This is a genomic window from Bacillus sp. JZ105, from assembly GCF_053903125.1.
The window spans coordinates 1,247,857-1,261,748 of the sequence record NZ_CP096387.1; the positions used below are offsets into that span (position 1 = coordinate 1,247,857).

Sequence of the window (13,892 nt, forward strand, 5' to 3'; positions counted from 1 at the left end):
GCACACATCAAATAATTATATATTCTTTTGTCGAAAAAAAACAGGTGTAGTCGAAAATTTCTTCACTTTTTCTATTTGATCTTATTCTGACCTAAAGATGTGATCTCAACACACCTTTTTCTAAAAGGGGAAAAGCAACGAAAAAAGCGGCCCATATTTGGCGCCGCTTAAAGGCTAAGAAGCTGAATAGATCAGCTTAAACCGTTCACAAACAAGAAGCATATCCTCTTTGAATTCTAAACCGTATGATTGGAGTGCTTTTGTGAAAAATTCTTTATGTTCTCTGTACCAATAGTCATAAGATAAGTCGCCTTCACCTTCTGCTTGTGCAAATGATACGGGGACTTCATTCATTGGCATGACATCTACATGTGTAATTTCAATGATGGCTTTTGGCTCTTCTTGGCTGTCCAAAATGACCGCATATTGTCCGGGTTGTGGAAGCGGCTCCTGTTCCTTTTCATAAAAAAGGTGTCCAGAACAAGTGGCTGTTTTTTTTCCTTGCTTTACAAGATCAAGCAAATGATCAGGATCTGAGCCGAATGCCCACGCCGAAACAAACGCGTCATCAGGTGCTTTTTCTGATTTATCTTTCCAATATTCTTCCCAAAATAATCTGCATTTGTTGTTCAATGTTTTTCCCCCTCTTTGTTAATGTTTATTATACCTTGAAGCTGAATCGTTGAAAATTCTGTGTCTTTATTCCTAATGAGTGAGTGCGTCATATGTTTTGAAAAACAATGTTTTATTTGGGAAATGTAGGATGATAGGATGAAAATTTTTGAAATTTTAGAATAATCTATTGTATTCTGGTCAAGAAGTCGGTAAGGTCAAAGTAAGAATATGGAAGGGGTGTTGTTCATGAAACGCATTTCTCTAACTGTTTTGTCCATATGTCTGTTTGTTTTCTCGTTTTTTCTGCCTGTCAGCCAAGTCAATGCGAACGAATCTCATGGGAGTAAAGTAGCTGTTGGTAAAGATGGCATGGTGGCTACTGCTCACCCGCTGGCATCAGAAGTAGGTGCTGATGTATTAAAGAAAGGTGGAAACGCAGTGGATGCTGCTGTTGCCATCCAGTACGCACTGAATGTGACAGAGCCAATGATGTCTGGAATTGGCGGCGGTGGTTTTATGATGGTTTATGATGGAAAGACAAAAGAAACATCCATCATCAATAGTAGAGAACGAGCACCACAGGGCGCAACACCTGACATGTTTTTAACGGATGAGGGAAAAGTCATCCCATTTGCTGAGCGGTCCACACACGGTAATGCGGTTGGTGTTCCAGGGACAGTAAAAGGTCTCGAAGCAGCATTAGATAAATGGGGAACCCGTTCGATGAAGGAATTGATTGAGCCTTCCATTCAGCTTGCAGAGGATGGATTTGAAATCGATTCTGTTCTAGCAAAAGCCATTGAAGATCATCAAGAAAAGCTGAAAAAAACGGCCGCAGCGCCAATCTTTCTTCCAGATGATCAGCCGCTCAAAGAAGGCGAGCAGCTTGTACAGCCAGGTCTGGCGAAAACATTTAAGCTCATTGCAAAAAAAGGAAGCAAAGCATTTTATGAAGGAAAAGTAGCAAAAGCACTTGCAAAGACAGTCCAAGATTTTGGCGGAACGATGACAACTGATGACCTTGGTCGTTATGAGGTCAAGACTGACAAGCCTATCTGGGGGGACTATAAAGGATACCAGCTTGCAAGTATGCCTCCACCAAGCTCAGGCGGTGTGTTTATGCTGCAAATACTCAAAATACTAGATCACTTCAATCTATCACAATATGACCCCAAATCATTCGAAAAATATCAGCTGCTAGCTGAAACAATGCATCTCTCCTATGCTGACCGTGCTGCATATGCAGGCGACCCCGAATTCGTAGATGTTCCACTAAAAGGACTACTAGACGATGATTACATTTCTAAAAGAGCTTCTCTCATTCAATTAGATCAAATGAACAAAAACCCAAAAGAAGGCGATCCATGGGCGTATGAGGATGAAAAAAATCCATCCCCAATTGTCCCGCAGCCAGAAGATAAAACCATTGGCGAGACCACTCATTTTACTGTTGCCGATCAGTGGGGAAATGTTGTGTCATTCACAACAACTATTGAACAGTTATTTGGTACAGGGATCCTTGTTCCGGAATATGGCTTTTTCTTAAATAATGAACTAACAGATTTTGACGCAAGACCAGGCGGAGCAAATGAAGTCCAGCCAAATAAACGACCATTATCCAGTATGACCCCGACCATCATATTTAAAGATAACGAGCCGGTCATGACTGTGGGCTCACCTGGAGGAACGACTATTATTGCTTCTGTTTCACAAACCATATTAAACTTGCTTGAATACGACATGGAGCTGCAAGATGCGGTGGAAGAGCCGCGGATTTATACAAACAGTACAACTTCTTACCGTTACGAAGTAGGTGTTCCCCTTGATGTAAGAACGAAGCTAAATGATATGGGTCATCGTTTTGGCAGTTCACCTATTGATATAGGAAATGTGCAAGCCTTGCTCATTGATCGGAAAGCAGGGACATTTACAGGAGTAGCTGACTCCTCGAGAAATGGAACCGCTGTTGGTGTCAATTTAAAGCTTTCTGCCGATTAAAACCATTTCCCGGGAAAAGAAGCGCCTCTTCAAGATGGCGTTTCTTTTTTTGTTTAAATGAAAAAAAAACAGAGTTGACACCTGTGAATAGTTTGAATAATATATAGACTAACATCAATCATACATAGCTGATCGGACAACCGAAGGCTCTTGGCAATTTGAAGTACAGGACTGTGATGTATTTCAGGTGGCTAAGGGTCTTTTTTGCGTATGAAACGGCAAGGTTGGTGTCACTATTTTTGATAACAGGGGAGCGGGATAACATGAAAAAGTGGAAATGGGTCTGGGTCGTGACCATTATATTAGTCTTGGCAGTGACGAGTACTGCATGCTCAAACGCAAACGAAGCCTCGAGCCAAAAAGGAAAGGTTGAGCTGTTAAATGTTTCGTATGATCCTACACGTGAATTGTATCAGGAATACAATCAAGCCTTTCAGACGTATTGGAAAGACAAAACAGGTGAGGATGTCACGATCAAGCAGTCTCATGGTGGATCAGGAAAGCAGGGAAGATCGATTATTGATGGACTCGAGGCAGATGTGGCAACACTGGCTTTAGGGTATGACATTGATGCGATTGCAGATCGCGGACTGCTTTCAAAAGATTGGCAAAAAGAATTTCCAAATCAGTCAACACCGTATACATCGACCATTGTGTTTCTTGTGAAGAAAGGGAATCCTAAAAATATTAAAGATTGGGACGATTTGATTCGGCCAGGTGTGTCCATCATTACGCCAAATCCGAAAACGTCCGGCGGTGCGAGATGGAATTACTTAGCTGCATGGGCCTACGCCGATAAAACATTTCATGGGAGTGAAGAAAAAACAAAGGATTTTGTCAAAAAGCTATATGAACATGTCGAAGTCCTTGATTCAGGTGCTCGCGGAGCCACAACGACCTTTGTTGAACGCGGGCTTGGGGATGTGTTAATTGCATGGGAAAATGAAGCCTATTTAACGCAGCACGAACTAGGCAAAGACAAATTTGAAATTGTCACCCCATCAATTAGTATTCTAGCGGAGCCGCCTGTTGCGGTCGTTGATCAAAATGTGAAACGTAAAGGAACAGAGAAAGTGGCGAAGGCTTATTTAGATTATTTATATTCTAAAAAAGGGCAGGAAATTGCGGCGAAAAACTATTATCGCCCTAGAAATCAACAAGTCTTAAATAAATATAAAGACCAGTTTAAAAAGATTGATATGGTGACGATTGATCAAGCGTTTGGCGGGTGGAGAAAGGCGCAGAAAAGATTTTTTGATGATGGCGGATTATTTGATCAAATATACAGCGGACAAAAATAGGGGGCGATGTGATGAAGAAAGCACATGCAGCCGCCAATAAAAGAAAACGTATATTGCCTGGATTTGGGCTGAGCCTTGGGGTGACGCTCGTTTATGTGAGTGCGATTGTCGTCATTCCTTTATCCATGGTATTTATTTGGACGGCTTCATTAGGAGCAGAGGGGATTTGGAAGGTTTTTACCGATGCAAGAGTATTGAAGTCTCTTCAGCTGACCGTGACGACTTCCTTTGCAGCTGCTCTCATCAATGCAGGGTTTGGTGTACTAATTGCCTGGGTTCTCGCCAGGTACACATTCCATGGAAAGAAAATCTTAGATGCTCTCATTGATTTGCCTTTTGCTCTCCCAACAGCTGTTGCGGGTATCGCCCTGACCACCCTTTATTCTCCTAATGGATGGATTGGTCAATTTCTGCATATAAAGGTGGCGTACACACCGATTGGGATTATTTTGGCACTGATTTTTATTGGCATTCCATTCGTTATCCGAACCGTTCAGCCTGTGATAGAAGGGCTTCAGAAGGAAGTGGAAGAGGCTGCGGCGATTCTTGGTGCGACAAGGAGACAGACCTTTTTTCACGTACTGCTGCCGGCCTTGTTTCCTGCGGTGATGACTGGATTTTCACTTGCGTTTGCAAGAGCGCTAGGTGAATATGGCTCTGTTGTGTTTATTGCTGGAAATATTCCGTTTAAAACAGAAATTACACCGCTGATGATCATGTCCAAGCTTGAACAGTATGATTATCATGGTGCAGCAGCGATTGCATGCTTGATGCTGCTTCTTTCGTTTTTCATCCTGTTATTGATTCACGGCATTCAGTGGTATGTTGAGCGGAAAAAACAAGTATACGTGAGGTGAAACCATTGGAGAGAGAGCTTAGTCATCAGCACCATGTTCAGTATAAAAGTCCTGTAACCGAATCTAAAACGGTGAAAATCCTATTGATTACGGTCGTGTATGCTTTTTTGATTTTATTTTTACTCATACCGCTGATCGCCGTTTTTTCAAAGGCATTTGAGAAAGGGTGGAGTTCATACCTTCTTGCCATCTCACATCCAGATACACTCGCGGCGATCAAATTGACTGTTTTCATTGTCGTCGTCACCTTGCCGCTTCAAATGATCTTTGGGGTGAGTGCTGCATGGCTTATCACAAAATTTAATTTCCGCGGAAAACGTTTGTTAACGACTGTGATTGATCTCCCGTTTGCCGTTTCGCCTGTGATTGCTGGACTTGTATTTGTGCTTTTATTTGGTTCAAACGGGCTTTTAGGGCCTTGGCTTATGGCGAATGGATGGAAAGTCATTTATTCTGTACCAGGTATGATCCTAGCCACCATATTCGTTACATTTCCGTTTATTGCAAGAGAGTTAATCCCGTTTATGCAGCATGAAGGCATTCATGAGGAGGAAGCATCGCTCACACTTGGTGCAAACGGATGGAAGACTTTTTTCTTTGTGACACTGCCGAATATCAAATGGGCTCTTTTTTACGGTGTCATTTTAGCCGGGGCAAGAGCGATTGGTGAATTTGGTGCCGTGTCGGTTGTATCAGGTCATATTCGAGGCATGACCAATACGATGCCGCTTCATATCGAAATTTTATACAATGAGTACCAATTTCAAGCCGCTTTTGCTGTGGCGTCTCTCATGGCGTTTGTGGCAGTCATTACTTTAATCATTAAGCAAATCATTCAGCAGAGGGATCACCGGCTTGGCAAGCGCTCAACATAAATGGAGGGATCGGCCTTGGGGATTACAGCAAAACAAATATCAAAACAATTTGGTCAGACAAAGGTTTTGCAAAACGTGGATTTATCGATAAGAAATGGTGAATTGATCTCTTTACTAGGACCATCTGGCTCTGGGAAAACGACTTTATTAAGAATCATTGCAGGTCTTGATTATGCCAATAACGGACAGATTTTATTTGGAGATCAGGATTACACACACATTCCAGTACGAAAACGACAGATCGGTTTTGTATTTCAGCAATATGCGCTTTTTCGAAATATGACGGTTTTTGATAATGTGGCATATGGGCTGAAAATGAAACCTAGAGGAGAAAGACTGCCTAAAAAAGACATCAAAGAGCGGGTACATGAGCTTTTAGCGGTTGTTCAGCTTACGCAGTTTGAGCAGCGGTATCCAGATCAGCTGTCAGGCGGGCAAAAGCAGCGTGTGGCACTGGCGCGCGCACTTGCCGTTCAGCCGAAGGCACTCCTCTTAGATGAACCCTTTGGTGCACTTGATACAAAGGTGAGAAAAGAATTAAGGCATTGGCTGAAAAGAGTTCATCGTGACTTTCAAATGACCACCATTTTTGTGACACATGATCAAGAAGAAGCTTTCGATATTGCTGATCGTGTCGTTGTGATGAATGAAGGAAGAATCGAAAAAATTGGCACAAAGGAAGAAATGGCAGTGCAGACAGACAATCTATTTGTATCTGAATTTTTAGATATAGGAAGCCACATTTAACAAGAAGTATAGAAGATTATAAAAAAAGACGCGGTGATCACTGCGTCTTTTTTTATAAAAATTTTCCTAGGGACATTGACTTATAATTTTGAATATTATAATATCTTTACAAAGGTAACAGTATTGAACATTTTTCAGGACACATAATTGTAAGCGCTTTATAAAAGGTTCTATTCTAAAATGTTCTTTCTTTTTGTTACATGTGTTCATATTTATACCAAATGAAAGGGGTGGTTGTTTGAACAGCTTGTTTGAGTTAGATGAACAACTGATTAAGCTGCAGTTCGAAGCATCTTCGAGAGAGGAGGTGACCACATATTTAGCAGGGCGGTTAGAAGCTGGAGGGTACATTAAATCTAGCTTTTTACCAGCAGTGCTTGAAAGAGAAAAAACTTATCCTACAGGCCTTCCACTTGCAGCCTTTGGGGTAGCGATCCCGCATACAGATCCTGAGCATGTGAACAAACCAGCGATTAGTGTAGCTACTTTAAAGGAACCTGTCATTTTTCATAAGATGGGAAGCCCTGATGAAACAGTGCAAGCCAAAATTGTGTTTGTCCTAGCAATCTCTGAGCCTAGCAAACAGCTTGTGATGCTGGAGAAGCTGATGACACTTTTTAGAAAAGAAGAAGTGATGACAAAGCTCTCACACATGACATCTTATGAAGAAGCAGTTGACGTGCTTCAGCAAGAATTAAACCAATAGCCATTCACGAAAATATGTAAGCGCTTTATCTGAAAAAATTCAGGAGGTGGATGTATGATCAAGCAAGCCGTCGATTTTATATTAGACCTTGGACCAACTATTATGCTCCCGATTATTATGACGCTTTTCGGTATGATTTTAAGGCAGGGCTTTAAGAAATCCTTCAGGGCCGGTATTACGATCGGAATTGGGTTTGTCGGTGTCAATCTTGTCATTAATTTGCTCGTGAGCGGACTTGGGCCAGCAGCAAAAGCCATGGTTAATTCCCTTGGGCTAAAGCTCGATATTTTGGATGTTGGATGGCCGATTGGAGCTGCCATATCCTTTGGTACACCCGTTGCCCCGCTCATGATTCCTCTTGTGCTTTTATTAAATGTCATCTTATTGTCCGTAAACTTTACGAAAACGCTGAATGTGGATATTTGGAACTTCTGGCATTTGATTTTCGCAGCCTCTGTTACTTACTACGCTTATCATAATATGTTCTTGGCTCTTGCTGTTGGCTTGATCGTCTCTGCGATCACGCTAAAATTAGCCGATTGGACGGCGCCGACAATCGAACACCATTTCGGATTAAAAGGCGTATCGATGGCTCATGCTGAAACGGTCAACTTTGCCCCGCTCATGTATGCGTCCAACCGCATCATTGATAAGATCCCTGGTTTAAACAAAATTCATGCTGATCCAGAAACATTGAAGAAACGCTTTGGCATTTTTGGCGAACCGCTTGTGATGGGTCTCATACTTGGTATCATTATTGGTCTTCTCGGCGGCTATGATGCAAAAGGCGTGATGACGCTCGGGATTCAAATGGCAGCAGTTCTTGTCTTAATGCCAAGAATGGTTGCGCTATTAATGGAAGGGCTCATTCCAATCTCTGAGGGCGCTCGTTCTTATATTCAAAAGCGTTTCCCAGGGAAAAATGTCTATATTGGTTTAGATACAGCGATTGTGATTGGTCATCCAGCGAATATGGCGGTAGCCCTTTTAATGGTACCGATTACGATTTTGCTCGCTGTTGTCCTGCCTTACAATGGCATGCTCCCGTTTGCTGACTTATCGGTTCTGCCATTTACAGTTGTCTGGGCAGTAGCAGCCGCTCGTGGAAATATTATTCGCGGTCTTATTAATAGTATTTTCACATTAATGATTGTCTTCTTTATCGCAACGAACCTTGCACCGCTTGCAACAACTATGGGGAAAGCAGTCGGCTTTGATTTCCCAGAAGGGGCAAACATGATTTCAGGTATTGACCTTGGTTCTCACGTTATTCCTTGGATCATGGTGAGACTTCTTGATCCGAGCAACCCTTACTTTATTGCCGCGATTATCTGTGCTTTGGCCTATGCGCTTCTATGGTACTGGGTGCGAAATGATATTAAAAAGCAGTATGCAAAAGAAATGGGCTTAGATCAGAAAGAACAATAAATGAGATGGAGGGATTTTAATGGCGAAGAAAATATTAGTATCATGCGGAACGGCAGTTGCAACATCAACGGTTGTGGCTAAAAAGGTAGAAGAGACGTTAAAGGAAAAAGGATATGATGTCGTTGTGGAACAGTGTAAGGCATCTGAAGTACCGCAAAAAGCGGAGGGTGCTGATTTAATTGTGACAACAACGCCTGTGAGTGATACAAAAGGGACACCTGTGATTCAAACATTATCCTTTTTAACTGGATTTGGTATTGAAGATGATATCGAGAAAATCATCGATCATATCAAGTAGAGAGTTATTGCATGGAGGAGCTTTTGCGGCTCCTTCTAGTGATCTGAAAGGAGGAAGTCTCATGCAGCATCATGCTTATAGCCGAACGTCTGCAATGTTGTCTATTTTTCTTCCGGCTGTGCTCATCTGTCTGTTTTTTCTCTGGGCTCTTTATACGTTATGGTCAGCAGGACCTGACCCGTTAGCTGTGTTAGGCGTTTATACGCTGCCTATTCTCATGCTCTCTAGTATTACAGGACTGAACCAGCCGACAAACGTCATCATTAGTGAAGATCAACTGAAGATAGGGGCTTTTGGCAGATGGCACACATATGCAGTTTCTGATATTAAAGGAAAGCTTTTTTTAAAGCCTTATCCTCATATCGGGAAAGTCTATGTCAGGGTGGGGCCATCTCGTATATTCGGAGGGCGCTACTGGATATCCAGCGAGATGAGTGAGTACAAGCAGCTTGTTCAAACACTGCAGGATTTTGCGAAGGGTGATGAAAAGGAGGATGCCGCTACATGAAATCAGCTGTCTTTTATTCTTCAGAGGACATTCGGTATGAGGAGCGGAACCGGCCAGTCATCGGTGATGATGAAGTTTTGTTAAAGCTGAGGGCCTGCGGCTTATGTGGAACGGATATTTACAAAGCAACACATGAGACAGTACCTCCTGGGACGGTGTTAGGGCATGAAATCGCTGGTGATATTGTCGAGACCGGCAAGCGTGTGACAAATGTCCAGACGGGAGACAGGGTTTATGTGGCGCATCATGTGCCTTGTTTCACCTGTGACTTTTGTCAAAAGGGGTTTTATACGATGTGTCCGCAGTTTACAGCCACAAATGTAGAGCCGGGCGGGTTTTCAGAATATATCCGTGTACCTGCTTTGCATGTCAAGCACACGATGGGCAAGCTTCCAAAAGACGTATCGTATGAGCAAGGGGCGATGGTAGAACCGGTTGCCTGCTGCCTGCACGGGTTTGAACGAGCACCTGTTCATCCAGGAGATTCCGTTTTGATCCTTGGAGCGGGGCAAATTGGCTGTATTCAATTGCAGCTCGCCAAATATTATTTGGCTGGGAAAGTGATGATAACAGACGTGAATGAGAACAGGCTGCTGCAAGCGAGGAGTTTAGGTGCAGACGTCTCCTTTCATCCAGCAGCCGAGCCGGTAGAAAACCGGGTGATGAAAGAAACAGATGGAAAGGGAGCAGACCTCGTCATTATTTCTGTTGGGAGCAGTGCGCTTTTAAAAGAGGCGTTTCAGGCTGTAGCGCGAGGCGGGACGATTTTGGTGTTTGCCCATTTTCCAAAGGGCGATATGGCCATTCCTGCAGAACGATTTTTCAATGATGAAGTGAAGGTAGTAGGAGCCTATTCTTCGCATCCATATCATTATCGTGAAGCCCTTGAGCTTTTGAAAGCAAAAGTGGTCAACACTGAAAAGATGGTAACGCATCGTTATCCGTTAAGCCAGCTGCTTCAGGCGATAGAATGTGCGAGGCATCCTGAGGGTGAGAGCGTCAAAATCATGATGTATCCAGATGAATTTAGTGTATGAGATTAAAAGAGAAAGAGAAGTTCTTTGGAAAAGGGCTTTGCCTTTCTCTTTTTTTCTGATAAAAGATGAAAACGCTTAAAAATGAGAGAGAAATGCTTGACTTCGATGACACTTAAACGTATGATAATTACAAATGTAACATACAAGAACAAATGTAAAGGGGAGAGAAGAAATGCAAAAACAGATCACTTTGCCTGAACAGATTAGTCATGAGAAATTAGCAGATTTATATAAACAAATGTGGTTAGTGAGATATTTTGATGAAAAGGTCGATCAATTCTTTGCAAAAGGACTTATCCATGGCACCACTCATTTATGTGTTGGACAGGAAGCGTCAGCTGTTGGATCGATTGCCGTATTAGAAGATAAAGATAAGATCGTCAGCACACACAGGGGACACGGTCACTGTATTGCAAAAGGGGCCGAGGTTAATAAAATGATGGCTGAATTGTTTGGACGTGAAACCGGCTATTGTAAAGGAAAAGGCGGCTCGATGCATATTGCGGACTTAGAAAAAGGGAATCTTGGGGCAAATGGCATCGTTGGCGGCGGTATCCCGCTGGCAACAGGTGCAGCGCTCACATCTAAAATGAAGCAGGAAGGCTTTGTTGTTCTTTGTTTCTTCGGAGATGGCGCCACAAATGAAGGCAGCTTCCATGAAGCATTAAACCTTGCATCCATTTGGGATTTACCGGTTGTGTTTATTTGTGAAAACAACCAGTACGGGATGTCTGGCCCTGTGAAAGAAATGATCAACATTGAAGACATTTCAACAAGAGCAGAAAGCTACGGAATGCCAGGGAAAACGGTTGATGGAAATGACATGGTCGAAATTATGAACACAGTTGATGAAGCAGTCAGCCGTGCGAGAGCGGGAGAAGGCCCATCACTCATTGAAATGAAAACATACCGCTGGAAGGGTCACTCTAAGAGTGATGCGAAAAAATATCGTACACGTGAAGAAGAGACAGAGTGGAGACAAAAAGACGGCATCAAACGCTTTAAGTCTCTCTTGATTGAACTGAATGTTTTGACAGAAGAGCAGGCAGCAAGCCTACAGGAAGAAGCAAAGCAGGAAATTGAAGCGTCTGTCGAATTCGCCAAAAACAGTAAAGAACCGTCAATTGACACACTATTAGAGGATGTATACGCCTAATTAGGAGGGGAATCACGTGACAAAAACAACAGTGAGAGAGATTTCATATTTAGAAGCCGTTCGAGAGGCAATGAGTCAGGAAATGAGAGAAAACCAAGATGTCTTCATTTTAGGTGAAGATATCGGCGTATATGGAGGTGCTTTTGGGGTCACGCGCGGCATGATTGAAGAATTCGGGCCAGAGCGCGTTCGCAATACACCTATCTCAGAGGCTGCCATCGCAGGTGGGGCAGTCGGAGCGGCTTTAACTGGTATGCGTCCGATTTTAGAACTTCAATTCTCTGACTTTATCACAATCGCAATGGATCAGCTTGTGAACCAAGCAGCCAAAACACGATACATGTTTGGCGGAAAAGGAAAGGTGCCGCTTGTCGTAAGAACACCAGCAGGATCAGGAACGGGTGCAGCGGCGCAGCACTCCCAAAGCTTAGAAGCGTGGATGGCGCATATTCCAGGACTTAAAGTGGTTCAGCCTTCAACAGCCTATGATGCAAAAGGACTTTTAAAAGCGGCGATGGATGATGACAACCCTGTCATTTTCTACGAGCACAAGCTTTTATATAAAACAATCGGTGAAGTGCCTGAAGAGCAATATTCCATTCCTCTAGGGAAAGCAGATGTGAAAAGAAGCGGGAAAGACGTCACGATTGTAGCAACAGCGATTATGGTACACAAAGCGTTAGAAGCGGCGAAGGAACTAGAAGCAGAGGGAATCGATGTTGAAATCATTGACCCAAGAACACTCGTCCCATTAGATGAAGAAACGATTATCGAATCTGTGAAGAAAACAGGTAAATGTATCGTCGTTCATGAAGCGGTAAAACGAGGCGGCTATGGCGGAGAGATTGCAAGTATGATAGCGGAAAGTGAAGCCTTTGACTTCTTAGATGCTCCAATTAAACGACTTGGCGGTCTTGCGGTCCCAATACCATACAACCCGACGCTGGAAAAAGCGGTCATTCCACAAGTGCCAGACATTATTGAAGCAGCAAAAGAGCTTGTGCGCTCTTAAGTAAAGGGGAGAAGATCATGCCAAAAGAGATATTTATGCCGAAACTGAGCAGTACGATGGAAGTCGGCACCTTGCTTCAATGGTTTAAAGAAGAAGGAGATTCGGTTGAAATCGGTGAGCCTCTTTTTGAAATTATGACAGACAAGATCAATATTGAGGTAGAAGCCTATGATGATGGTATTTTTCTAAAGAAATATTATGAAGCCGATGATCAAATTCCAGTCAATGCTGTCATTGGATACATCGGAGAGGCAAATGAACAGGTGCCAAGCGAACCGCCAGCACAATCAGTTGAAGATTCACCAGGCAGCAGCGAATCGTCTTCATCAGAAGCGGCTTCATCCAGTTCTACTGAAGCCCCAAAAACACCTAATGAAAAAGTACGTGCCACACCTGCGGCGAGAAAAACGGCAAAGGATCATCATGTAGCGATTCATGAGGTATCTGGCACAGGACCGAAAGGCAGAGTTCAAAAGCGGGACGTCGAGGCGGCCGTCCACTCTAGTGAAAAAGATCAGCGCGTGTCACCGCTTGCAGAAAAAGTGGCTGCTCGTGAAGGAATCAATTTAGCGAATGTTGCTGGATCTGGTGCACACGGAAAAATTATGAAGAGTGATGTAACGGCAGCAGCTGCACAAACAGCAGAGTCTTCTCCAGCGAAAACACAAAAACTAGCTGGCATGAGAAAAGTGATTGCCGATCGCATGTCACAAAGTGCCTTTACAGCACCGCACGTGACATTAACAAGTGAAATCGATATGACAAAAGCGAAAGAAGTACGCAAACAGCTATTGCCGGCGATTGAAAAAGAGACAGGCTACAGACTGTCATTCACAGAAATTATCATTCATGCGGTCAGCAATGTACTCACACGCCACCCGCATATCAATATGACGTTTGAACAAAATGAGCTCCATTTCCATGATGAAGTGCACATTGGTCTTGCTGTCGCTGTAAAAGATGGCTTAATGGTTCCAGTCATTTCTCATGCGAACCAAAAAGGGTTAAAACAGCTGACAAAAGAGGCGAAAGAAATCGGCCGAAACGCACGTGACCAAAAACTGCTGCCAGACCAGCTGAAAGGGTCCACTTTTACCATTAGTAACTTAGGGATGTATGCCATTGATAACTTTACCCCGATTATTAATCAGCCGGAAGTGGCGATCTTAGGGGTTGGGCGCATTCAAGAAAAACCTGTTGTAGTAGATGGAGAAATTCAGGTGCGGCCGATGATGGGCGTTAGTTTATCGTTTGATCACCGAGTGGTAGATGGCGCACCAGCGGCTGCCTTTTTAACAGATCTTAAAAAAGTGCTTGAACAACCATTTGAATTGCTAATGTAGGAGATGAATCG

14 protein-coding genes are annotated in these 13,892 nt (G+C 43.2%); 13 read left to right on the plus strand and 1 reads right to left on the minus strand.

Going from position 1 to position 13,892, the window contains the following annotated elements:
* Nucleotides 1-174: 174 nt before the first annotated feature.
* Nucleotides 175-633 carry an ASCH domain-containing protein gene (locus M1D81_RS06325; RefSeq protein ID WP_456265280.1) on the minus strand — a complete coding sequence of 153 codons (459 nt, stop codon included), beginning with the start codon at nucleotides 631-633 and terminating at the stop codon, nucleotides 175-177.
* Nucleotides 634-861: 228 nt separating this feature from the next.
* On the opposite strand from M1D81_RS06325, the gene ggt reads away from it, so the two are divergent.
* From ggt to M1D81_RS06390, 13 genes are all read left to right on the plus strand, one after another.
* A complete protein-coding gene (gene ggt, locus M1D81_RS06330) occupies nucleotides 862-2,613 on the plus strand; it encodes a gamma-glutamyltransferase (RefSeq protein ID WP_456265279.1) in 1,752 nt (583 codons plus the stop codon).
* A 263-nt stretch (nucleotides 2,614-2,876) separates the two neighbouring features.
* A complete protein-coding gene (locus M1D81_RS06335) occupies nucleotides 2,877-3,914 on the plus strand; it encodes a sulfate ABC transporter substrate-binding protein (RefSeq protein ID WP_456265278.1) in 1,038 nt (345 codons plus the stop codon).
* A gap of 11 nt (nucleotides 3,915-3,925) precedes the next feature.
* On the plus strand, nucleotides 3,926-4,771 hold the full coding sequence (cysT, locus tag M1D81_RS06340; RefSeq protein ID WP_456265277.1) for a sulfate ABC transporter permease subunit CysT: 846 nt from the start codon (nucleotides 3,926-3,928) through the stop codon (nucleotides 4,769-4,771).
* A 5-nt stretch (nucleotides 4,772-4,776) separates the two neighbouring features.
* Nucleotides 4,777-5,646 (plus strand): sulfate ABC transporter permease subunit CysW, encoded by an 870-nt coding sequence (gene cysW / locus M1D81_RS06345; RefSeq protein WP_248351393.1) that lies wholly within the window; start codon nucleotides 4,777-4,779, stop codon nucleotides 5,644-5,646.
* 15 nt (nucleotides 5,647-5,661) lie between these two features.
* Nucleotides 5,662-6,393 carry a sulfate/molybdate ABC transporter ATP-binding protein gene (locus tag M1D81_RS06350; protein ID WP_456265276.1) on the plus strand — a complete coding sequence of 244 codons (732 nt, stop codon included), beginning with the start codon at nucleotides 5,662-5,664 and terminating at the stop codon, nucleotides 6,391-6,393.
* A gap of 238 nt (nucleotides 6,394-6,631) precedes the next feature.
* The gene (locus M1D81_RS06355) at nucleotides 6,632-7,099 is read left to right on the plus strand and encodes a PTS sugar transporter subunit IIA (RefSeq protein ID WP_024424952.1); all 468 of its coding nucleotides are present in this window, start codon (nucleotides 6,632-6,634) and stop codon (nucleotides 7,097-7,099) included.
* A gap of 54 nt (nucleotides 7,100-7,153) precedes the next feature.
* A complete protein-coding gene (locus M1D81_RS06360) occupies nucleotides 7,154-8,527 on the plus strand; it encodes a PTS galactitol transporter subunit IIC (protein ID WP_024426780.1) in 1,374 nt (457 codons plus the stop codon).
* 19 nt (nucleotides 8,528-8,546) lie between these two features.
* A complete protein-coding gene (locus tag M1D81_RS06365) occupies nucleotides 8,547-8,825 on the plus strand; it encodes a PTS sugar transporter subunit IIB (protein ID WP_003212259.1) in 279 nt (92 codons plus the stop codon).
* A 61-nt stretch (nucleotides 8,826-8,886) separates the two neighbouring features.
* A complete protein-coding gene (locus M1D81_RS06370; RefSeq protein ID WP_456265275.1) occupies nucleotides 8,887-9,333 on the plus strand; it encodes a hypothetical protein in 447 nt (148 codons plus the stop codon).
* Nucleotides 9,330-10,370: an alcohol dehydrogenase catalytic domain-containing protein gene (locus M1D81_RS06375; RefSeq protein WP_456265274.1), complete on the plus strand. Its 1,041-nt coding sequence runs from the start codon at nucleotides 9,330-9,332 to the stop codon at nucleotides 10,368-10,370. The genes M1D81_RS06370 and M1D81_RS06375 overlap by 4 nt, the downstream gene beginning before the upstream one ends.
* Before the next feature lie 172 nt (nucleotides 10,371-10,542).
* The gene (gene pdhA, locus M1D81_RS06380; protein ID WP_024424949.1) at nucleotides 10,543-11,526 is read left to right on the plus strand and encodes a pyruvate dehydrogenase (acetyl-transferring) E1 component subunit alpha; all 984 of its coding nucleotides are present in this window, start codon (nucleotides 10,543-10,545) and stop codon (nucleotides 11,524-11,526) included.
* Between the two features lie 31 nt (nucleotides 11,527-11,557).
* Entirely contained in the window at nucleotides 11,558-12,538 is a 981-nt protein-coding gene (locus M1D81_RS06385) for an alpha-ketoacid dehydrogenase subunit beta (protein ID WP_163115341.1), read from the plus strand.
* 17 nt (nucleotides 12,539-12,555) lie between these two features.
* On the plus strand, nucleotides 12,556-13,881 hold the full coding sequence (locus tag M1D81_RS06390) for a dihydrolipoamide acetyltransferase family protein (protein ID WP_456265273.1): 1,326 nt from the start codon (nucleotides 12,556-12,558) through the stop codon (nucleotides 13,879-13,881).
* Nucleotides 13,882-13,892: the final 11 nt, after the last annotated feature.

What these genes read in the sequence shown, in the direction of transcription:
- M1D81_RS06365 (WP_003212259.1), top strand. Translation starts at nt 8,547, where the DNA reads ATGGCGAAGAAAATATTAGTATCATGCGGAACGGCAGTTGCAACATCA.
- cysT (WP_456265277.1), top strand. Translation starts at nt 3,926, where the DNA reads ATGAAGAAAGCACATGCAGCCGCCAATAAAAGAAAACGTATATTGCCT.
- M1D81_RS06370 (WP_456265275.1), top strand. Translation starts at nt 8,887, where the DNA reads ATGCAGCATCATGCTTATAGCCGAACGTCTGCAATGTTGTCTATTTTT.
- M1D81_RS06390 (WP_456265273.1), top strand. Translation starts at nt 12,556, where the DNA reads ATGCCAAAAGAGATATTTATGCCGAAACTGAGCAGTACGATGGAAGTC.
- M1D81_RS06375 (WP_456265274.1), top strand. Translation starts at nt 9,330, where the DNA reads ATGAAATCAGCTGTCTTTTATTCTTCAGAGGACATTCGGTATGAGGAG.
- ggt (WP_456265279.1), top strand. Translation starts at nt 862, where the DNA reads ATGAAACGCATTTCTCTAACTGTTTTGTCCATATGTCTGTTTGTTTTC.
- M1D81_RS06360 (WP_024426780.1), top strand. Translation starts at nt 7,154, where the DNA reads ATGATCAAGCAAGCCGTCGATTTTATATTAGACCTTGGACCAACTATT.
- pdhA (WP_024424949.1), top strand. Translation starts at nt 10,543, where the DNA reads ATGCAAAAACAGATCACTTTGCCTGAACAGATTAGTCATGAGAAATTA.
- M1D81_RS06335 (WP_456265278.1), top strand. Translation starts at nt 2,877, where the DNA reads ATGAAAAAGTGGAAATGGGTCTGGGTCGTGACCATTATATTAGTCTTG.